Annotated in this window: 18 protein-coding genes; 8 read left to right on the top strand and 10 right to left on the bottom strand. The window is 39.3% G+C overall.

From position 1 onward, the window contains the following. Positions 1-58: 58 nt before the first annotated feature. The 5 genes from IAE20_RS10900 to IAE20_RS10920 form a co-directional block, all read right to left on the bottom strand. Positions 59-556: a GNAT family N-acetyltransferase gene (locus IAE20_RS10900; RefSeq protein ID WP_200460704.1), complete on the bottom strand. Its 498-nt coding sequence runs from the start codon at positions 554-556 to the stop codon at positions 59-61. Continuing rightward, positions 547-1,311: an ABC transporter ATP-binding protein gene (locus IAE20_RS10905; protein WP_200482312.1), complete on the bottom strand. Its 765-nt coding sequence runs from the start codon at positions 1,309-1,311 to the stop codon at positions 547-549. The genes IAE20_RS10900 and IAE20_RS10905 overlap by 10 nt, the downstream gene beginning before the upstream one ends. Next, positions 1,308-2,354 (bottom strand): FecCD family ABC transporter permease, encoded by a 1,047-nt coding sequence (locus IAE20_RS10910; protein ID WP_200482311.1) that lies wholly within the window; start codon positions 2,352-2,354, stop codon positions 1,308-1,310. Before IAE20_RS10910 ends, IAE20_RS10905 begins: the two co-directional genes overlap by 4 nt. Beyond that, positions 2,351-3,358 carry an ABC transporter substrate-binding protein gene (locus IAE20_RS10915; RefSeq protein WP_227611003.1) on the bottom strand — a complete coding sequence of 336 codons (1,008 nt, stop codon included), beginning with the start codon at positions 3,356-3,358 and terminating at the stop codon, positions 2,351-2,353. The genes IAE20_RS10910 and IAE20_RS10915 overlap by 4 nt, the downstream gene beginning before the upstream one ends. A 70-nt stretch (positions 3,359-3,428) precedes the next feature. Beyond that, positions 3,429-5,531: a TonB-dependent siderophore receptor gene (locus IAE20_RS10920; RefSeq protein ID WP_200482310.1), complete on the bottom strand. Its 2,103-nt coding sequence runs from the start codon at positions 5,529-5,531 to the stop codon at positions 3,429-3,431. Positions 5,532-5,606: 75 nt separating this feature from the next. Here IAE20_RS10920 and IAE20_RS10925 point away from each other — a divergent pair, with 75 nt between their 5' ends. Beyond that, the gene (locus IAE20_RS10925; RefSeq protein ID WP_200482309.1) at positions 5,607-6,755 is read left to right on the top strand and encodes a DUF1624 domain-containing protein; all 1,149 of its coding nucleotides are present in this window, start codon (positions 5,607-5,609) and stop codon (positions 6,753-6,755) included. A gap of 49 nt (positions 6,756-6,804) precedes the next feature. Here IAE20_RS10925 and IAE20_RS10930 read toward each other — a convergent pair whose 3' ends face one another. The 4 genes from IAE20_RS10930 to betI form a co-directional block, all read right to left on the bottom strand. After that, positions 6,805-7,290, bottom strand: coding sequence for a hypothetical protein (locus tag IAE20_RS10930; protein ID WP_227610991.1), 486 nt, complete (start codon positions 7,288-7,290; stop codon positions 6,805-6,807). Between the two features lie 692 nt (positions 7,291-7,982). Continuing rightward, entirely contained in the window at positions 7,983-9,638 is a 1,656-nt protein-coding gene (gene betA / locus IAE20_RS10935) for a choline dehydrogenase (protein ID WP_200482307.1), read from the bottom strand. Positions 9,639-9,726: 88 nt separating this feature from the next. Next, positions 9,727-11,199, bottom strand: coding sequence for a betaine-aldehyde dehydrogenase (gene betB, locus IAE20_RS10940; RefSeq protein ID WP_200482306.1), 1,473 nt, complete (start codon positions 11,197-11,199; stop codon positions 9,727-9,729). Next, on the bottom strand, positions 11,192-11,818 hold the full coding sequence (gene betI, locus IAE20_RS10945) for a transcriptional regulator BetI (RefSeq protein ID WP_200482305.1): 627 nt from the start codon (positions 11,816-11,818) through the stop codon (positions 11,192-11,194). Before betI ends, betB begins: the two co-directional genes overlap by 8 nt. A 427-nt stretch (positions 11,819-12,245) precedes the next feature. Between betI and IAE20_RS10950 the strand changes: the two genes are divergently transcribed. The 3 genes from IAE20_RS10950 (at position 12,246) to IAE20_RS10960 (ending at position 15,693) form a co-directional block, all read left to right on the top strand. Further along, the gene (locus tag IAE20_RS10950; protein WP_200482304.1) at positions 12,246-14,306 is read left to right on the top strand and encodes a choline transporter; all 2,061 of its coding nucleotides are present in this window, start codon (positions 12,246-12,248) and stop codon (positions 14,304-14,306) included. Between the two features lie 12 nt (positions 14,307-14,318). Further along, complete coding sequence (locus IAE20_RS10955) at positions 14,319-14,936, top strand: MarC family protein (RefSeq protein WP_200460694.1); 618 nt, start codon at positions 14,319-14,321, stop codon at positions 14,934-14,936. Between the two features lie 235 nt (positions 14,937-15,171). Further along, positions 15,172-15,693, top strand: coding sequence for an acyl-CoA thioesterase (locus IAE20_RS10960; protein WP_200460693.1), 522 nt, complete (start codon positions 15,172-15,174; stop codon positions 15,691-15,693). A 101-nt stretch (positions 15,694-15,794) separates the two neighbouring features. On the opposite strand, the gene gltA is transcribed toward IAE20_RS10960, so the two are convergent. After that, positions 15,795-17,069, bottom strand: coding sequence for a citrate synthase (gene gltA / locus IAE20_RS10965; protein WP_200460692.1), 1,275 nt, complete (start codon positions 17,067-17,069; stop codon positions 15,795-15,797). 1,044 nt (positions 17,070-18,113) lie between these two features. Here gltA and sdhC point away from each other — a divergent pair. The 4 genes from sdhC to IAE20_RS10985 are packed head-to-tail and all read left to right on the top strand — an operon-like array spanning position 18,114 to position 21,516. After that, complete coding sequence (gene sdhC, locus IAE20_RS10970) at positions 18,114-18,515, top strand: succinate dehydrogenase, cytochrome b556 subunit (RefSeq protein ID WP_200460691.1); 402 nt, start codon at positions 18,114-18,116, stop codon at positions 18,513-18,515. Continuing rightward, positions 18,515-18,880, top strand: a complete 366-nt coding sequence (gene sdhD / locus IAE20_RS10975; RefSeq protein ID WP_200460690.1) for a succinate dehydrogenase, hydrophobic membrane anchor protein — start codon at positions 18,515-18,517, stop codon at positions 18,878-18,880. The genes sdhC and sdhD overlap by 1 nt, the downstream gene beginning before the upstream one ends. Positions 18,881-18,892: 12 nt before the next feature. Next, on the top strand, positions 18,893-20,791 hold the full coding sequence (sdhA, locus tag IAE20_RS10980; RefSeq protein WP_200482303.1) for a succinate dehydrogenase flavoprotein subunit: 1,899 nt from the start codon (positions 18,893-18,895) through the stop codon (positions 20,789-20,791). A 14-nt stretch (positions 20,792-20,805) separates the two neighbouring features. Further along, a complete protein-coding gene (locus IAE20_RS10985) occupies positions 20,806-21,516 on the top strand; it encodes a succinate dehydrogenase iron-sulfur subunit (protein ID WP_200460688.1) in 711 nt (236 codons plus the stop codon). Positions 21,517-22,193 lie beyond the last annotated feature (677 nt).

Below are 22,193 nucleotides of genomic sequence, written 5' to 3' on the forward strand. Positions count from 1 at the left end.
TAAAACCAACAGCCCGGTTTTATGGTCTTTTTTTAACGATTAGATGATACCTATAGGGTCATTGGAAATTTTCTGTTTTAAACATATGAATAGTATCGTAGTGCGCTAGCCATTCACGATGAATCACTTGAAACCCCTGTTTTTGCCAGAAATATTCAGCGGCGGGCAAAAAAGGATGAGTATGTAGATAAAAATGCCAAATATTTTGTTGTTGAGCATGTTCAAATAGAGCATGGCATAATTGCGATGCCAACCCTTGTCGTCGATATTCAGGCTGTATAAAAAGTTTGACCACTTCTACACTATTTAAAGGTAAATCTAACTGAAAACGATGGTTATAAGATCGATAAGCCACCATTCCAATAATCTTGTACTTATCTTTCACGACTAAACAAGCGCCGTGGGGATCATTTAAATAAGTCGCGCTGAAATGAGTTAGATCATGAGGAAGCGTAGATTGGTACACTTCTGGGAATAGCAATTGGCGAGTATAAATTGCAAATTGAGTGGCTTGAGACACATCTGCTGGTTGTAAAAGTTCAATCATTAAAGCCATGAGTAATCTGGCACCACAATAGTTTTATCCTGAATCATGGCTTCATGAAACTCAACATCGTAAACACTTTTTAAAAAAACAGGATCGGTCAGGCGTTGAGGTGATTCTGGTCGAATAATTTCATGCTGACGCATAAAGAACAACTCATCTGCAAATAAAAATGCCAGATTAGGATCGTGCATAATCGCAATAACTGTATAGTTCTGCCGAGAAAGCTGACGTAATTTTTTCATTAAATAAGACTGATAATATACATCAAGATGATTGGTTGGCTCATCCAATAGAATGACTTGAGGCGCCTGTACCAGTATTCGAGCGATCATGACCAATTGTCGTTCACCACCTGAAAGTTCAGTATAAGCCTGATGTTTTAAATGGCTAATATCTAACTCTTCCAAAGCTTGATCAACTAGATATTCATCCTGCTTGGTCGGGTGGAAATGACTAAATGCCGCACGTCCAGTCAAAACGACATCTTTGACTTTAAAAGGAAAAACGGTTTTGTGAAACTGTGGTAAAAAGCCTAAAAGTTTGGCACGCTGCTTACCTTTATATTGATCTAAACGTTTACTGTTATACAAAATACTGCCACTTTGTAAGGGTTCTAGACCAGCCATTAATCTAAATAAAGTAGATTTACCGCAACCATTTCGTCCTAAAATCACAGAAAATTGATTTTCAGCAAATTCCAGATGAATATTTTTAAGTACTTGCTTGTGGCTATAGGCAAAGTTAAGCTGATGAATATGAATCATGACCAGTTCATCCGTTGACTTTTCATGAGTAGCAAAAAGAAAGGTGCACCAAGCAGCATGGTAAAAATTCCAATCGGGATTTCAAAACTTAATAAAACACGTGAAAAATTATCAATCAATAATAAAAAACAACCGCCTAAGACCATATTACAAGGAATGGTTGCGCGATGATCAGGCCCGACCAGCATCCTCACAATATGGGGCATAAATAAACCATATAAACTAATAATACCCGCCGCTGCAACAGAGGCAGAGGTACATAAAGTGACCAGTCCAATAAGCAAGATCTGTTCCCATTTGGGATTAATGCCGACCGCTTGAGCTTCTTCTGTACCGAGTGCTAGCAGATTGAGTCGCCAGCGCATTAAGAATAACCCTAATAATCCAACAGAGATGGGGAAAATCGCATATTGCACTTTATCCCAATTGGCCTGATGTATATTGCCCATGGTCCATTGCACGATTGCCTGTAACTTAAATGGATCACTGATATATTGAATGATGGTCAACCCTGCCAAAAAAAGCCCTGAAACAATCATGCCAGCCAGAATAATCATGACTAAAGAAGTTTGTTGTTCTTGCTTTTGGTAGGCAAATAAATAAGTTAGAAGTACAGCGGCAATGCCAAAAATAAATGCCAGTAAATTGGGGGAATTTAAGTTAAATGACAAGGCCAATGCAGCGCCAAATGCCGCTCCAGAAGAAATACCGAGTACGTACGAATCCACTAACGGATTACGGAATAAAGCTTGTAAACCATTCCCCGCAGTGGCCAGTGCAGCGCCGACCATAAAGGTTAATAAAATACGGGGTAATCGGACATTCCAGAGAATATTTTGCATAAGTGCGTATTGTTCAGGAGCAATATAGTTGCCGCCGCTCAGACTTTGCCAGAACCATAAGAAATAATCCTGATAGCCTAGAATATGACTAGGTCCAATTAACAAGGAACAAAAAAGACAAAGGAGAGGTAAAAAAATAAAACTACTATAACGAATAGCAGGACTAAACTGAGTAATAGATTCAACGCGTATGATATTCATGGAGCGAGAAGTGCCTGTGCAGCCGTTGAACCATACAACATGTTCAACACGTCATATTGGGTTGCTTTCATTGTGTAAGGTTGGGGCTCCTCATAAATATGTTGATGTAAATAAAGCGCTGTAAGTACGATTTTAATGGTATGTGGATTATAGATAAAAGCCGGGCTCAAATTAAAAACTTTACGATTTTTTACTGCTTGAAGAAGTTTTAACTCTGGACGTTGATAAATCAGTTGGGGGTCAGTATTCCAAAGCACAATATTATCAGGATTCCATTCAATCAAGGTTTCAGGGTTTACATTTGGTTGATTGGTTTCAGTCCGAACAATATTTTTGGCGCCTGCCAATTCGATAAAATCATTGGTAATGGACTGGGTACCAGAAGTAGAAAAAATACGTCCGCCTGACCATGCATAATAAATACTTTGTTGATGCGATTCTTTTGCGGTATTGCGCTGGATTTCAGCAATTTTTTGATCTGAATAGTGCAGTATCTTGTTTGCACGTGCGGTTGCGTTGGTTAAAACGGCAATTTCAGATAATTCTTCTTTGACCTGTGCATAAGTCGAAGATTCCATAATATAAACGGCAATACCTAACTTGCGTAGCAGGGCAATGGTTTGTTTTTCTCCTCCACCCATGATGACTAAATCGGGTTGTAACATTAAAAGACTCTCAATATTTGTTGCATTACTACCCTGTGAAGGACTTTGAATCTGCTTGGTTTTTATACGTGAATCTAAAATAGAATATGCGCGATACAGCATGGGTTGCTGATAAATTTCTGCAGGAATACCTACGATTTTATCTCCCTGATTCAACATATATAGACCATCACATCCCGATTCAAATAGACAGACTACGCGTTGAGCAGGATGATTTAATTTAACGGTATATCCAGAAGAATCAACAACATTAAAGGCTGTTGTTGATTCATTCGCTTGGGATTTTTCAGGGCTAAGTTGTATTTTTTGTTTGAGATCCTGAGTCCGTTGACAGGCCATCAATGCCATTCCTGAAAGCAGCAGAAGTGCGTATTTGAAAACTTTTGGGAATGAATATGACCACATTAAATCAGAATGTCCATTGTACAGAAAGCGATGCATTTAAAGGATCACCAGGCTGTATCCACATATCATTATAACTTTCAACGTAATAAGTTTTATCCAACAAATTATTTAGGTTGAGTTGATAACGTAACTGTGAATTCGGTTGGTAATAAGCATTCAAATTGACCAAAGTATAATCTGGTAATTCAAATCCCGAACTTTGTGTACCATTACGCGTACCGACATATTGGACATTGCCCCCTATACCTGCTTTGCTTGTTGCTTGTTGTACGACTACATAATCCAGAGCCAGATTACCACTATGACGAGGAATATTATTGAGCGCAGTTCCCTTGGCAATAGTGGTGTCTTTATTAATTTGTGCATCAGTGTACGTATAATTTACTAGCACATGCAGTTGATCGGTGAGTTGGCTTTGCAGATCCACTTCGACGCCTCGACTTAAGGCTTCGCCAGCGGCATATTGATAGTTGGCATCCGTGGGGTCAGTCGTGAGCACATTGCGTTTTTTCATGTGAAATGCAGCTAGACTGAACAACGTTTTTTGATTGAGCTGGTATTTACTACCGATTTCATAACTTTCTCCTTTTTCAGGCGCAAATACTTGTCCGTTTGCATCTGTACCACTGTTCATGGCAAAAGAGCGTCCATAGTTTGCATAAAAAGAAACCTGGTCGTTCCATTTATAATTGATACCTGCACGAGGGGAAGCCTGATGAAAGGTTTTATCGGTAGACGTATTGGCTTTGTAATTTTCTAAAGACTGTTTGACCTGATCGAAACGTGTCCCAACTAAAATGCTCCATTGGTCATTGAAGAACATTTGATCCTGAAGGTTTAATGCAAGATAGTCCTGTTGTTCACGGGTATTGGTTTGCAGCCCCATATTGGGTAAATATACGCCATATTCAGGATGATAGACATTGATTTGATTAATACAATATCTCGTGCCTGAATATTTATAATCACAGCGCAATTGATATTGGTCAGAGGTCAATTGACCCGCTTCGCTGCTGATTAAAATTTCATGACGTGCCCAGTCGGTATTTACTTGTCCTAAAAGCTCAGCCTGTGCCAGCAGATCTTTAGTGAAATAATCACGATAACGACGTTGTCGATTTAGGGTTTCACCATCTGACTCAAATGATTTGGGTTCAGTTGAAAGGCCCTTCATCAAACCTTGTTTATAACTCACAGCACTATTGATTTTCCAGTTATCATTAAATTCATGCGCCAGACGTAGTTGATAAAACTGATCCTTTACTTTCATGTCGCCATCGTCGGGTTCACCTGTAAAGGTTTTCGGATCCATAAGAATCTGACCTTTATAGGCACTGATACCACGATCAAATGTGCCTTTTTGCTGAGTAATTTCACTGTCAAAATCAAGTTGAGTCTGGTCTGAGATTTTCCAGCTTAATTGTGGTGAGAAAAACCAGCGCTCACTGCTCACTTGATCGCGAAAGCTTTGATTATCTTCATGGGCCATCGCCCATCGGTAAGCCAATTGATCATTAATTGGTGCAGTATATTCAAAACTGCCACGATATTGTTGTTCAGTATTGGCGCGTAAGTTGAGCTGTCCTTGTGCCTGCCATTGTGGTTTTTTTGTGGTGATATTAAGCAGGCCGCCCATTTCACCACGACCATATAGTGCAGCAGCGGGACCTTTTAAGAAATCTAGAGATTCAATATTGACCATATCGCGTGGCGCACTTAGGCCTCGATTCAGACTTAATCCATTACGAATACTTGCTGCTCCAAGATTAGGATCTGTTGCAAAACCACGAAAAGAGTAATTATCCCAAAAGCCACCACCATAATTATTTTGAGCAAATACACCACTGACCAGATGAATCGCATCTTCAATGCGCTGAGAATCTTGTTGTTTTAAAACGTCCTGAGAGAGATAACTGCGGCTAAACGGGATATCCAAACTATCATGTGCAAATTTGGTTGCGGCAGAGGTGGTTTTTTCATCCTCTTGATTTTGATCGGCCTGAAGCGTGATGGTGGAAAGAACATTATTTGCAGAATCGGCCCAACTTAGACCAGAAATAAAAGAAAAGCCAATAAATGACGACAGCAAACGATATTTATGCTGCATAAACCCCTCGATAAACAAGACAAAAAACAATTTTTGAAATAATATAACATTTCATAAATTGAAGATATAGAATGTATGTCGAAAGCAAGAATTATTCCACGTCTCCAGTCTATCGATGCATTGCGCGGTTTGGTCATTATCATCATGTTATTGGATCATGTTCGAGAAACATTTTACTTACACAAACAAGTAAGTGATCCAATGAACGTCGCAGAAACCGAACCTGCACTTTTTTGGAGCAGGGTTTTGGCACATTTATGTGCACCTGTATTTGTTCTACTCACTGGAATGTCTGCTTTTTTATTTCAGTTGAAAACGCAAAGTATTAAACAAACACGTCTTTTTTTATTGAAGCGTGGCTTATTTTTAATCTTACTGGAATTGACCTTGGTTAATTTTGCATGGACAGCGACCTTTCCTCCAGACGTAATTTATTTACAGGTAATTTGGGCAATTGGCCTGAGTATGGTGGTCTTGTCAATGTGTATTGGGATACCTAAAAAGATTCTACTGAGTATCGGGCTATTTATCATTATGGGGCATAACTTACTCGACAATATCAGTTTTAAGGATATTCCAATACTTGAACACGCTTGGTTAATTTTGCATGAACGCGGTTGGATCGAATTTGAATTATTGCGTGTGAGAACTTCATATCCAGTGTTACCGTGGATTGGCGTTATTTTGATTGGATATTGTTTAGGTCAATTTTTTGAACAAAAATTTAGTTCTCAGCAACGTGATCGTTATTTGCTATGTATTGGCTTTTTTAGCATTTTATTATTTGTGGTGCTACGGTGGATCAATGTCTATGGTGATCAAACATGGCAAGGTTATGATTCAGCCATGCTCAGTGTTATGAGTTTTTTTAATCTCACCAAATATCCACCTTCACTGCTATTTATCTTATGGAATGTTGGAATAGGACTTATTCTTCTCATCATTTTTGAGCGATTAATTCAGACACGCTTTGTGAAGACCTTGGTCGTATTCGGTTCAGTCCCTATGTTTTTTTACTTGCTTCATTTATATGTTTTAAAACTCTTATATGTTGTGTGCGTCATGTTTTGGGGTACAACCCAAGCGGGTTATTTTGCAGTATCAAGTGTTAGCGAATTATGGTTGATCACGCTGTTGTTGACTCTCGTGCTTTACCCTGTTGTAAAAGCATTTTCAACGTATAAACATGCGAATAAACAAATCACATGGTTAAAATATTTTTAGCAATTCTACATTCTAAGATTCTATGACAGTTTTGTTTGATATCAATCTGTCATAGCCCCCCATATGATTGCCAGCTTCCATTTTCGGGAAGTGAATCGTAATAACCTTTAAGCATACTCAATTCATAATATTGGACGTATGCCAACGCAATCAAGGCAATTAATAATGCCATTTTGAGTAAATAAGACTTACTCGGATGTTGAGAAATAGACGGTAGTCCGAACAATGTCAGGCAAATTGATGGAAGGAGAACGATCGCTTTAAGATGAGTCAAAAACATAAGTCCGTAGGTATACACCAGACCCATCACCAAAAGGATCAAACCAAAACCCGCAAGATTTCGACTGCGCTCAGACTCACGCAAGGCGAATATACTTTGTAAGAAAAGTACCAGCACCGCAAAAAAATAAAACGGTGTACCACCGATCATGACATTATAAGTTGCGTTTAAAGCACAATAGATCCCAATCATTGCAATGATTAAGAGGTACAATCCAGAATATAATTTGTGCGAAACGCCGCTTATTTTCGACATAGCCAATTTATTCCTCCATCTACCCAGAGTAGGTGTAATTAGCTTAATCATTTCATGTTCTGCATTCTATTTTATGCATGTAAATTGTGTATAAGGCATGTTCGGTTTTTAGTCATAAATGCTATTGGATGTTTAAACGAGATGACCGTCTAAATACTTAATAGACATGATTAGGATGTTTAAGTTTTGACGAGGAGTGTCTTTTTCTTCTAAATAAATGAGTAATGGCGAATGATGAGAAAGAAAATTTTCCACTCGGTTTAAGAAAAAACTGAAATGCGGAAATGAAAAATGGAGTAGATAAAAATATTACGCGCTGAAAAGTGTCAGCGTACAACGACCTAAAATGGAATGTAGCGGCATCTAAAGTTTAGAGGGAGGGATAATTAATCTATTAAATATCAAATAAATTAATTTTTAGATGACCGCTACGTTCCAGTAGATGCGTATTTTAGAAGAGATGAACCTCAATAATCGAATTTTAATTTGAAATGACTTTTTTTTTAAGATAAATACAAATTATATATAAAAAATCCTTATTTTATTCATAATCTTGTGAAACTTGAAAAAGTGTTGTTTGTCAATGTGTAGCACATTAAATGGTCAAATTTGAAAAAAAAGCACTGCTCAGATAAGTTTTTACATCGAACATGAATCATATTTATTCATGTTCGATGACCTATCAGAACTTATCAGGCACGATAGAAGGGGGCTTTTGAGCGGGTTAAAGGAGTTTTTCCTCGAATTTGGTCGGCAATTTTTTCTGCCATCATAATGGTAGTTGCGTTCAAATTGCCAGTAATAATGAGCGGCATAATAGAAGCATCTACTACGCGTAAGCCCTGCATACCATGTACACGACCTTGATCATCGACCACTGCCATATCATCTTCGCCCATTTTACAGCTACAGGATGGATGATAGGCCGTTTCAGCATGATTTCGCACAAAATCGTCAAGTTGAGCATCCGTTTTTAACTCTTTTCCAGGGCTTATTTCTTCGCCACGATATGGATCAAGTGCTGGTTGATGCATAATTTCACGAGTAATACGAATGGCTGCACGAAACTCCTGCCAATCCTGTTCGGTAGACATGTAGTTAAATCGAATACTTGGATGTTCGAATGGGTCTTTAGATTTCAGTTTGATACGACCACGTGAAGGAGAGCGCATAGAACCTACATGTGCCTGAAACCCATGTTCTTTTACAGCGTTGCTACCATTGTAGTTGATTGCCACTGGCAAGAAATGGTATTGAATATTTGGCCACTCAAATTCATCTGAAGAGCGGATAAAACCGCCTGCCTCAAACTGATTACTTGCACCAATGCCTTTGCCTAAAAATAACCATTCCGCACCAATTGCTGGCTGGTTATACCATTTCAATGCAGGGTAGAGTGAAACAGGCTGTTTGCATTTATATTGCAAATACATTTCCAAATGATCTTGTAAGTTTTCACCAACCCCCGGCAAATCATGGACGACATGAATATCTAATGCTTTTAAAAAAGTACTTTGGCCGACACCAGAACGTTGTAAAATTTGAGGTGAGGCAATTGCTCCAGCACATAAAAGCACTTCTTTATGAGCAAAAACTTTTTTCAGATCGTTTTTATTTGTACCCTGAATATATTCTACGCCAATGGCCTGTTTGCCATTAAACAGGATTTTGTTAGTCATGGCGTGGGTTACGATAGTTAAATTCGGGCGATCTTTGGCTATATCCAGATAACCTCGTGCGGTACTAGAACGACGCCCATTTTTGGTTACGGTTCTGTCCATCGGCCCAAAGCCTTCCTGCTGATAACCATTTAAATCTTCGGTATGCGGATAACCTGCTTGTACGCCTGCTTCGATCATTGCATGGAACAACACATTATTGCCATTTTTAGGGGTGGCTACACTAACAGGGCCATGGTCACCATGATAATCATTGCCACCAATATCTCGGGTTTCTGCTTTTTTATAATAGGGTAAACAATCGGCATAACTCCAGTTGTCGAGCCCTTTTAGTTTGGACCAGCCTTCAAGATCCATAGCATTGCCACGGATATAGCACATACCATTAATCAGTGAAGAACCTCCCAGACCTTTACCCCGACCACATTCCATACGGCGGTTATTCATGTAAGGTTCTGGATCAGTTAAATAAGCCCAATTGTAACGTCGACCCTGCAACGGATAGGCAAGTGCTGCGGGCATTTGAGTACGAAAGTCCAACCGGTAATCTGGCCCACCTGCTTCCAAAAGTAAGACTGAAATATTTGCATCTTCAGTTAAACGCGCAGCCAGTACATTACCCGCTGAACCTGCACCAATAATAATATAATCGTAAGATTGAGTCGTCATTACTATTCCTGAATATTATATGCGTCACGCTGCCTGAGCAGCAGCGACATCAGATGTTTTGAGGAAAATAAAAGAGAATAAAGCTAAGTTAGAAAATGCTTTGATAATCACCCAGTTCAACTTGAACAGATTTGGTCCGGGTGTAATGATTTAGAGTGGAAAGCCCGTTTTCCCGTCCAACACCTGATTGTTTATAGCCGCCAACAGGCATTTCAGCAGGAGATTCCCCCCATGTATTGATCCAGCAGATTCCTGCTTCAAGCTGGTGAATAATGTGATGTGCTTGCGAGATATTTTGTGTGACTACTCCTGCAGCCAAACCAAACGAGGTGTTATTAGCACGTTGAATGGCTTCCTCAACACTTTCATAACTTAAAATGCTCATGACGGGTCCAAAAATTTCTTCTTGTACGATCTTCATGTCATCACTACAGTCGGTAAATACCGTAGGTAAAACATAAGCTCCTTGGGCTAATGAATCTGTCATTGCACGTTTGCCACCAATGAGTAACTTAGCTCCTTGCTGTTGGCCTGATTCGATATACGATAAAACCTTATCCATATGCGAAAAACTGGTCAGCGGGCCAAAATTCGTCTCTGGAGACAATGGATCACCCATACGAATACGTTGGACGCGTTCAAGTACAGCCTTTTCAAAATCTGACTTTAGGAATTGGGGGATAAATACGCGCGTCCCATTAGTGCAAACTTGGCCTGAACTAAAAAAGTTTGCCATAACGGCAATATCAGCGGCACGATCAAGATTGGCATCTTCACAAATAATGAGTGGAGATTTCCCGCCAAGTTCCATGGTGACTTCTTTTAGGGTAGAACCTGCGGCGCTAGCCATGACTTTTTTGCCTGTTTGTACACCGCCAGTAAAAGAAATTTTTTCAATAACAGGATGTTCAGTGAGCCATTGTCCGACTTCTCCACCCGCACCTTGCACCACATTAAATACGCCATCAGGCAGACCTGCTTCAGTATAAATTTCAGCAAGTTTAAGTGCCGTCAGCGGTGTTACTTCACTCGGTTTAAAGATCATAGAATTGCCAGCAGCAAGAGCCGGGGCAGATTTCCATAGCGCAATCTGGATGGGGTAGTTCCATGCGCCAATACCTGCGACGACTCCTAATGGTTCGCGGCGGGTATAGAAAAAACTGCTTTCACGTAATGGAACTTGTTCACCTTGAATCGCAGTAGCCAGCCCTGCGTAATATTCAAGGACATCTGCACCTGTCACGATATCGACAGTTGAGGTTTCACTATAGGCTTTGCCTGTGTCGAGGGTTTCTAAATGGGCTAGCTCATCATTGCGTTCACGTAAAATATCAACTGCACGACGCAAGATGCGTGAACGCTGCATAGCTGTTTTTTCTGCCCATATCTTTTGGCCTTCAGCAGCACTTTTGACCGCAGCATCAATATCTACCTGAGAGGCTTGTTGAATCGTGGCAATGACTTCACCTGTTGCAGGGTTGATGCTATCAAATGTTTTGCCACTGGTCGCATCTACATATTGTCCATGAATATACAAACGATGAAGTTGTACGTCATTCATTCTGTCTCTCCCGCCTTATTGGTTTGATCAGTTTTAACTGTGTATCGACATAGTCATAAGCAATAGAACGTGCCAGCGTACTGTCAAAGTGAGTATCGCCGCTCAAACTGCCTCGTAACCATAAGCCGTCAATCAATGCTGCAAGACCGCGAGCTGCGATGCTGGCTTGTTCTTTTGGCATCAGCTCTAGGAAATAAAATTTCAGGTTCGAATATAACCGTTGATCATTAATCCGCTGCAATCGACCCAGTTCTGGCATGTGCATACTTGCCGACCAAAAATCCAGCCAGATGCGCATTGCTCTTTGATTGACCTGACTAATGTCAAAGTTTGAATCAATAATTGCTTTTATCATGTTCTGCGGATGTGAATCGGTTACTTCTGCTTTGTATTGGCTGGTTTTACGCCGTAATATATTTAACATTTCCAACATACAGGCATTAATTAAACCCTGTTTGTCGCCAAAGTAATGACTCACAATACCCACTGAAAGGTGGGCTTTTTTTGCAATTTGAGCGATTGTGGTATTGGATAATCCCACTTCAAAAATCACATCATAGGCGGCGTTTATAATTTCTTCACGGCGCACATGCTCGGGTTTAACTTGGCGTTTGTTCATGTATGTCCTTAAAAATATAAGGTTTCGCTTCAATAAATCATTTACAGAACATGATAGCATTTTTTTATGATAACGCTTATTGATTGAACGTTCAATCAATAAGCGTTATCATCACCCCATAAAATTGTTTTAATTGTATGATTGAACAATCATGCGTGAGGTTCTTAATGTGTATCGTCTGTGATCTTCGACGTATGAGGTTTGTGATGGTTTATTAACAAAAAACCTTTGCATTTTCTATACATAGAATATCTGGATTTATAAGTGTAGATCACGAATGATGAGCCAAATAGAGAGTGATGTCGTGACTTAAAAATCTATTACAAGTTTATATCCTTTTCTGATTTAAGCTTGAATAGATTTCTTTTATTGGCTGTTTTACCGCATTGAGAGTTTTTTTATTTTCTAATATTTACTTGAGGATTGTATGGCAACAGATAATCCAAGAGCAGTTGATGATCAAACCATTCATCAAAAAGATCGTTTAAATCGTGTGGTCTTTTATGTTTCTGCCCTTATTATTTTAATATTTTCACTCACCACGATTTTATTTAATGACTTTGCCAATCGCGCATTAAATGAAATGCTGGGTTGGGTCAGCGCAACATTTAGCTGGTACTATTTGCTGGCAGCCACTTTTTATATGGTGTTTGTGATTTTTATTGCGTGCTCACGTTATGGCAATATCAAACTTGGCCCAAAACATTCCAAACCCGAGTTTAGCTTATTAAGTTGGTCAGCCATGCTGTTCTCTGCGGGTATTGGTATTGACTTAATGTTTTTCTCGGTGGCTGAACCTTTATCGCATTACATGCATCCGCCAGTGGGAGCAGGGCAGACGTATGAAGCTGCACGACAGGGCATGGTCTGGACGCTATTTCATTATGGCTTAACAGGTTGGTGTATGTATGCCTTGATTGGTATAGCATTGGGCTATTTTAGCTATCGCTATAACTTACCACTCACAATTCGTTCGGCTTTATATCCGATTTTTGGTAAAAAAATTAATGGTCCAATTGGGCATAGTGTGGATACGGCTGCGGTCATTGGGACGATTTTTGGTATCGCAACGACTTGTGGTATCGGTGTGGTACAACTGAATTATGGACTACACGTTTTATTTGATTTACCTGAAAATTTATGGATACAAACAGCACTGATTTTAGTTGCAGTCATTATTACTATTATTTCGGTCACTTCAGGTGTCAATAAAGGCTTAAGAATTCTCTCTGAAATTAATATTTATGTCTCTGTTGGCCTCATGCTGTTTATCTTGTTTTTGGGCAATACCGAATTTTTACTCAATGCCTTAGTACAAAATATCGGTGATTATTTGAGCCGTTTCCCAAGTCTTGCATTGGAAAGTTTTGCATTTAACCAGCCCAAAGCGTGGATGAATAGTTGGACACTATTTTTCTGGGCATGGTGGGTAGCATGGTCGCCATTTGTGGGATTATTTCTGGCACGTATTTCTCGTGGTCGTACCATTCGAGAATTTGTGTCTGGAACACTCATTATTCCTTTATTATTTACTTTAACTTGGCTTTCTATTTTTGGTAATAGCGCATTACACAATGTGATTTTCGATGGCAATATCGCACTTGCTGAAACAGTTCTAGCCAATCCTGCACATGGTTTTTATGACTTATTGGCTCAATATCCATGGTTTCCCTTTATTGCGGGTGTCGCCACGATTACTGGATTATTGTTTTATGTAACCTCGGCGGATTCTGGTGCATTAGTATTGGGTAATTTTACCACTCAATTTACCAATGTTGATCATGATGCGCCGCGTTGGCTTAGTGTGTTTTGGGCGATTGCAATCGGTTTATTGACCTTGGCGATGTTGATGACCAATGGTATTACTGCGCTACAAAATGCCACTATAATTATGGGTCTGCCTTTTAGTTTTGTGATGTTTCTAGTCATGGCAGGCTTATATAAATCATTACGTTTAGAGGATTATCGGCAAGCTAGCGCTAGTTTGAATGCTGCCCCTGTAGTTGGAAATGTAGACATTTTAAATTGGAAGAAACGCTTATCTCGAGTGATGCACCATCCGGGAACATTTGAAACTAAACGCATGTTGAATGAAATCTGTCGTCCTGCCGTTTTTGCTGTTGCGGAAGAATTGCAAAAACGTGCGGTAAAGGTCGATGTTGCTGAAATTCCATTAGAAGACGATGCAGAGCTGTATCATCTGGATATCACCCTTCATTTAGAAGAAGAGCAAAATTTTATCTATCAAATTTGGCCGGTCCGTTATATTGCACCAAACTTTAGTGAGCGCGGTAAGCGTGGTAAACAATTTTATTATCGTCTGGAAACTTATTTATACGAAGGTTCGCAGGGGAATGATCTTGTAGGTTATACCAAAGAGCAGGTGATTAACGATATTCTGGACCGTTATGAACGGCACATGACTTTTTTACATATTAATCGGATTAGTCCCGGTAATCGTCCACTTTTTCCAGATCCTAAAGCCTAGGAGAGCAGCTGAATGTTAACGCCCTATATTCATTCCTTTGCCTTATTTTTTTCCTTGCTCAATCCTTTTTTGATGAGCATTTATATGATTGGCATGATCCGAAACTCGGAAGCCAAAGTGTTTAATAAAGCTTTAATTCAAGGTTGTCTGATTGCCTTTGTCGTATTCGTGCTATTTGCGTGGGGAGGCGAAACCATCTTTAGTAAATATCTGAATGTGCGTTTTGAAGCTTTTCAAATATTTGGTGGACTGATCTTTTTGGTGATTGGTTATCGCTACGTGTTTCAGGGCGCTGACACTATTGGTGAAATGCGCGGTGCGCCAGAACATTTGGCGGGCACCATCGCTATGCCTTTTATGATTGGACCAGGAACGATTAGTGCAGCTGTTGTCACAGGGATTGGTCTACCGATTGGCGGCGCGGCAGTTATTATTGCCTTCACATTGGCAATTACATGTAGCTTATTAATTTTGATGAAATTTGCACATGATCACTTGCGTTATAAACATGCCAAATATATTGATCGGTATGTTGATATTGTAGGGCGTTTATCTGCCTTATTGATCGGTACTATTGCGGTGGATATGATTATTACAGGTATTGTAGGTGTAATGAATGATATTCATTAAATAGCTGACTAATAAAAAACTGAGTCCTCTATTTTAATCTGGCTCAGTTTTTTAACTAATAAATAGACCACATATATTTTAAGAAATAATATGTTTTACTTTTTCTTTTATTTAGATCAATACATCTTTTAATACTTTTTAAATAATATATTGATTTGCCGATATAGACATTTTTTTCTTGCAAGAAAAGGATCATAATGGAAGCTTATGTTATTGTTTCATAGAGTCAGCAAGAATGTCTCCATTAGATCAAATTACTCAAGCTTCAGATGATCAGTCTGAACTTGCGATGTCAGTACTCATGACCCCTGATATGGCAAATTTTTCAGGAAACGTACATGGTGGAACAATTCTAAAACTGCTTGATCAAGTTGCCTATGCTTGTGCAAGTCGTTATTCAGGAAGTTACGTAGTGACTTTGTCTGTCGATAAAGTGACTTTTAAAGAGCCGATTTATGTCGGTGAGTTAGTCACATTTATGGCAAGTGTCAATCATGTAGGTCGAACTTCAATGGAAATTGGTATTCGAGTTGAGTCACAGGATATCCGTAAGAGAAGTATTCGCCATACCAATAGTTGCTATTTCACTATGGTGGCAGTTGATGAAGAAGGTAAGCCACAACAAGTTCCAGCTTTAAAACTGGAGAGTGACGTGAAGCGTTGCCGTTTTGAAGCGGCAGAACAACGTAAAATACATCGTTTACAACAGAATACTCAACCATCATGCAGTATGTATCGCAGTAATTCACATAGCTAATTCGCGGTTATATTGTTGCAGATGTTTCGATCCTGATTCTATCAGGTATAAAAAAGACCGCACTAGGCGGTCTTTTTTTGTGGCTAACTTTCGTTGGAAAATTAACGCTTGATGTCGCGTTGAGTTTCGCCAGTATAAAGCTGACGAGGACGACCGATTTTGTAAGCAGAACTGTGCATTTCTAACCAGTGGCTGATCCAGCCTACAGTACGTGCAAGTGCAAAGATTACTGTAAACATTGTCGTAGGAATACCAATCGCTTTAAGAATGATACCTGAGTAGAAGTCTACGTTCGGGTACAAATTACGGTCGATGAAGTATTGATCAGAAAGTGCAATGCGTTCAAGTTCCATTGCAAGTGCAAGTTGTGGATCATTAATACCCAATGCAGCAAGTACTTCATCACAAGTTTGTTTCATGACTTTAGCACGTGGATCAAAGTTCTTATAAACACGATGACCGAAGCCCATGAGTTTAACTTCTTTACGTTTCACTTTTTCCATGAATTCAGCAACGTTTTCAACGCTACCAATTTCATCAAGCATCTTCAATACAGCTTCGTTAGCACCACCGTGAGCAGGTCCCCAAAGTGCAGAGATACCTGCAGAGATACATGCATAAGGATTTGCACCAGTTGAACCCGCTAAACGTACAGTGGATGTAGACGCATTTTGTTCGTGGTCAGCATGTAAAGTAAAGATACGATCCATTGCTTTAGCAAGCACTGGATTAACTTTGTAATCTTTATCAGCAGGAGTAGCGAACATCATGTATAGGAAGTTTTCAGCGTAACTTAAATCGTTACGTGGATACATAAATGGTTGACCTACAGTGTACTTGTAGCTCCATGCTGCAAGAGTAGGAATTTTAGCAATTAAGCGAACCGCTGTAATTTCGCGATGATTAACATCTTCGATATCAAGCTGATTGTGATAGAACGCAGATAACGCACCAACAACCCCAACCATTATTGCCATTGGGTGTGCATCACGGCGGAAACCATTATAGAAGCGACTAACTTGATCGTGAACCATCGTATGGGCACGAACTTTTTTGTCAAACTCTTCTTTTTGTTCTTGATTTGGAAGCTCGCCATTGAGAAGAAGGTAGCAAGTTTCTAAATAATCTGTTTGCGTTGCAAGTTGATCAATCGGATAACCACGGTGTAACAAAATACCTTTGTTACCATCGATGAACGTGATCTTTGATTCACAAGAAGCAGTCGCCATAAAACCAGGATCAAAAGTAAAGTGACCTGAGGCCAATACATCTTTAACGTCGATTACATCTGGGCCCAATGTGCCGCTGTAAATTGGTAATTCAATTTCTTTGCCATCAAGCTGTAATACGGCTTTTTTGCCAGTTGCTTCAGACATTCAATAGATCTCCTGTCCTGGTGAATGTTAATCTGACTCGAAGTACTAATCTTTTAATGCGCGAATCAGACGGGGTCAAAAATTGCTATAAGATTAGAGGCTACTGTGATTTTGTCAATCATACTTATGGATGAAAAACGCTTGATCCATAGGGAGATATTCCATGTGCATCACTCAGAAAAAACTGAATAAAATCACAGTCTCGACGGGCTATAATAAGTCAAATTTATGACGAGGTGCAGAAAAAAATCAGTCCTCGGGAGTAAATTGTAAGCAAATTTATTATGTGCTAGTCGCATTTTTAATCTGAAATAAAATGCCAGTTTTTCCTTAAAATGAATGAAATCCGATAACTTAGCATCGTAAATTGAGTGTATTTATTTGCGCAAATATAAAAATTAAAAAAAAGAAAATAAGTAAAAATTGAAGTTTGATTGATTAAAAAATAGCTTGTTGATTTGGTGATTTTGTCTAAAAAGTCATCAGTGTGACGTCTTAAATCCATTTTTTAACTGCTATTTTAAAGGTGTAATCGCGATGAAGTAACGTCTATCACGTAAGTTATACACATATTAAGTTACTCTTTCTCATACGTTTGTGACGCAAAATGTATAACAACTAGATTTTATATTTTTCAAAGAAATATAGTGAGATTGAATATAAAGTCTGTTGAACTGTAGAAAAACTGTAAAAAATCATATGGTGAGATTTTTGCTAAAAAATAATTTTCATCTTTAGTCTAATTAGTTTTTATCTTATTTAAGAAAAGATCAAAAAATAGAATATTGTTGTTAATTTATAAAAAATAAGGACATAGATAAGCTATAGAATGAATTGAATAGAGCAAAAGCTTAATTATATTTGTGAATGATTCTTATTTAATGATTTTTTTAGGAAAAAGCCAAATGTGATCGTTTGTATTTTGATATTTGACGATTTATAATTCGGTGTCGTTTATTAAGTTTAGGCATTTGCTTGCCTGACAATGCCAGCTTTCCTTCGAATTAATTCCAACAAACTCCGGCTGGAGTTTTTACCTACAGGATGCCCGCTGTGAAAAGCAACAGACCTGTCAATTTGTCCATGGGTCAGGTGTTAGCGGTAAACTTACGCTCACCCGTGGCTATTGCATCAATCTTACACCGTCTCTCTGGTGTGATCGTATTCTTATTAATTCCCGTTCTTTTATGGATCCTAGATAAATCTTTATCTTCACCAGAAGGATTTGAATACGTTAAAAATGTCGTTTTCGGAAACTTTTTCGTACGTTTCATCGTATGGGTATTTGTAGCGGGTTTGATTTTCCACTTTGTTAATGGAATCAAACATTTACTTGCCGACCTTGGTTTTGCTGAAGAACTACAAAGTGGTCGTACTGCAGCTACAATTTCATTGATCTTGTCTGTGATTGGTATTCTCGCAGCATTCGTATGGATTATGTTCTAATGAAAAGTGCTACAGGTTTAACAGGTTCAGGTTCTCGCGATTGGTTTATCCAGCGTGTTAGCGCGGTCGTGTTAGCGGTCTATACCGTAGTTATTTTGGGCTGGATCCTGCTTCATAGTGGTTTTAACTATGAGCAATGGTCTGGTTTTATGATGACTTTGCCAATGAAGATTTTATCTTTACTTTCAATTTTATCATTGGCCGCACACGCGTGGATTGGGATGTGGCAAGTATTTACTGACTATGTAACTACTCGTCAAATGGGTCCTTCAGCTTCAGGTTTACGTCTGGTACTTACATCAGCTGTGATTATTGCAGTGTTTGTATTTGTGATCTGGGGAATCCAGATTTTCTGGGCGAATTGATAGGAAGACATCATGGGCGCGATAACCCCTAAAGAAGATTATTCAAATATCCAAAACCTTACTTTCGATGCTGTCATCGTAGGTGGTGGTGGTTCTGGTATGCGTGCTGCTTATCAGCTTGCTCAAGCAGGTTTAAAAGTTGCGGTGCTGACCAAAGTATTCCCGACACGTTCGCATACAGTTGCCGCTCAGGGTGGTATTGGTGCGTCGTTGGGGAACATGCAGGAAGATAACTGGCATTTCCACTTTTATGACACAGTAAAAGGTTCTGACTGGTTAGGTGACCAAGACGCGATTGAGTTCATGACGCGTGAGGCACCCAAAGTGGTTTATGAACTTGAACACTTGGGTATGCCATTTGACCGTAATGCCGATGGTACAATTTATCAACGTCCATTTGGTGGTCACTCTGCTAACTATGGTGATAAGCCAGTTCCACGTGCTTGTGCTGCTGCAGACCGTACAGGTCATGCACTTTTACATACGCTTTATCAAAGCAACGTAAAAATGGGTACTCAATTCTTCGTTGAATGGATCGCTTTGGATCTGATTCGTAATGAAGAAGGTGATGTACTTGGGGTAACTGCTTACGATCAGGAAACTGGTAATATTGCGGTATTCCAAGCTAAAGCCACATTGTTTGCTACAGGTGGTGCGGGTCGTGTATATCGTGCTTCAACCAATGCTTACATCAATACTGGTGATGGTTTGGGTATGGCAGCACGTGCAGGTATTCCTTTACAGGATATGGAATTCTGGCAATTCCACCCAACAGGTGTAGCGGGTGCTGGCGTACTTTTAACTGAAGGTTGTCGTGGTGAAGGTGCAATCCTTCGTAACAAAGACGGCGAACCGTTCATGGAACGTTATGCTCCAACGTTGAAAGACTTGGCGCCACGTGATTTCGTCTCACGTTCTATGGATCAGGAAATCAAAGAAGGTCGTGGTTGTGGCCCTAAAGCAGATTATATCTTGCTAGATATGACTCATTTGGGTGTAGAAACTATCATGAAGCGTTTACCATCTGTATTTGAGATTGGTAAAAAGTTCGCGAACGTTGATATTACTAAAGAGCCAATTCCAGTTGTGCCTACTATTCATTATCAAATGGGTGGTATACCGACGAATATTCACGGTCAGGTTGTGGTTCCAGTTGCAACTGAAAATCTGCATTTGGAAACCAACTACAATAATGACACTAAAGAATATACCTTTGAGACAAACTGTCCAGACTTTGTAAAACCTGTAAAAGGCTTTTACGCAATTGGTGAGTGTTCTTGTGTATCTGTACATGGTGCAAACCGTTTGGGTACAAACTCCTTGCTTGACCTTGTGGTATTTGGTAAAGCAGCGGGTGAACATATTATTGATTATGTCACTAAACATCATGGTGATGATTACGCGCCACTTCCAACAGATGTACTGGAAAATACGCTCAAACGTATTCGTCATTTAGATGATTCAAATTCTGGTGAAAATGCTCAGGAAGTCGCAGATGCAATTCGTGATATCGTTCAGGATCACGCCGCAGTATTCCGTACTCAGGAATTACTCGACGAAGGTGTGAAGCAAATTCTTGCGATTGAACCACGTGTTCGTAATATTTACCTGAAAGACAAATCTAAAGTATTTAACACTGCGCGTGTTGAGGCTTTGGAAGTTGAAAACTTGTATGAAGTAGCGAAAGCAACGCTGATCTCAGCTGCTGCACGTAAAGAGTGTCGTGGTGCGCATACCGTCGTGGATTATGAGTTGCCACCTGATCATCCGAATTACCCATATGGTCGTCGTGATGATGAATGGATGAAGCATACACTTTGGTATTCAGTAGACAACCGTCTTGAATATAAGCCTGTACGTTATATTCCATTGACTGTTGACGCGATTCCACCTGCACCACGTACATTCTAATCAGGAGAATAAAGATGAGTAGAGGTACTCGTACATTCGAAATCTACCGCTATGATCCTGATAAGGATAAAGCGCCGTACATGCAAACCTATAAGCTAGAGCTAACCGACAAGCACCGTATGTTGCTTGACGCCTTGCTTGCGCTAAAAGTGCAGGATGAAACACTTACTTTCCGTCGTTCTTGTCGTGAAGGGATTTGTGGTTCTGATGGTGTAAACATCAATGGTAAAAATGGTTTAGCTTGTTTGTGGAACTTGAACGATTTACCAGAAAAAATCGTGATTCGTCCTCTACCAGGTTTACCTGTGATTAAAGATTTGGTTGTGGATATGAACCAATTCTATGATCAATACGACAAAATTCAGCCGTTCTTGATTAATAATCAACCTGCACCACCAAAAGAGCGTTTACAGTCTCCTGAAGAGCGTGAACACTTGGATGGTTTGTATGAGTGTATTCTTTGTGCATGTTGTTCAACATCATGCCCATCGTTCTGGTGGAACCCTGATAAATTTTTGGGCCCATCTGCATTGTTAAATGCTTATCGATTCATTATTGATTCGCGTGATACTGCAACTGCTGACCGTTTGGCGCGTCTTGACGATCCATTTAGTTTGTTCCGTTGTAAAGGTATTATGAACTGTGTATCTGTTTGTCCAAAAGGGTTAAACCCAACCAAGGCAATTGGTCACATCCGTAATATGTTGCTTGATCAAGCAGGTTAATGTGATTTAAAAAAGCGCACATATTCTATGTGCGCTTTTTTATTATTTGAAGTTTTAGGTTTGAGTCTTGACGAAAATGAGTTTGTAGTTTTTTAAACTAAGGGCTGTCTTATCTATTTATTTTGAATGATTTTTTAAAGACTAGTTAAAAAATCTGGCTTACGTGGCTAAAAAATTAATAGAGTCTCGCGTTTTTAAAAAAAGTGATAGGACTTTGGTCTAAATACTTGTAATTTTGAGCACAAGGCACCATATATTAGTAGAGAAAATGCTCTATGTATTTCGCCAATTTATAGGAGGTATGTGTCAAAAAAATCAATTGATTGTTGAGAACATGATACGATTTGACACAAATCTTTATATGAAAAAAGAGCATAATATTATCGATGCTCTTGCAGGCACGATCTGAGTATTGTGCTTAATTTTTATATAAAAAGTCATTTTAGAAAAGCTAAATCATGATTTATTTTTTCCAAGATGATTTGCAAAAATTGCTCGGTGTAGCCGAGTATAAACTTGAGTGATGATGCCAAAGAGGGCGTTATGATTCATTGATTACATTGGATTGTATCTAATGTAGTAATAACGTCCCGACTGGACAGATTGCCAATTGGGTGTTTAACGCCATTTTTACAATTTTGGTGTTATCAATCATGGGTGTGCTTAAAAAGCAACCC

The sequence above is a fragment of the Acinetobacter sp. S54 genome, from assembly GCF_016624945.1.
Lineage (GTDB): Bacteria > Pseudomonadota > Gammaproteobacteria > Pseudomonadales > Moraxellaceae > Acinetobacter.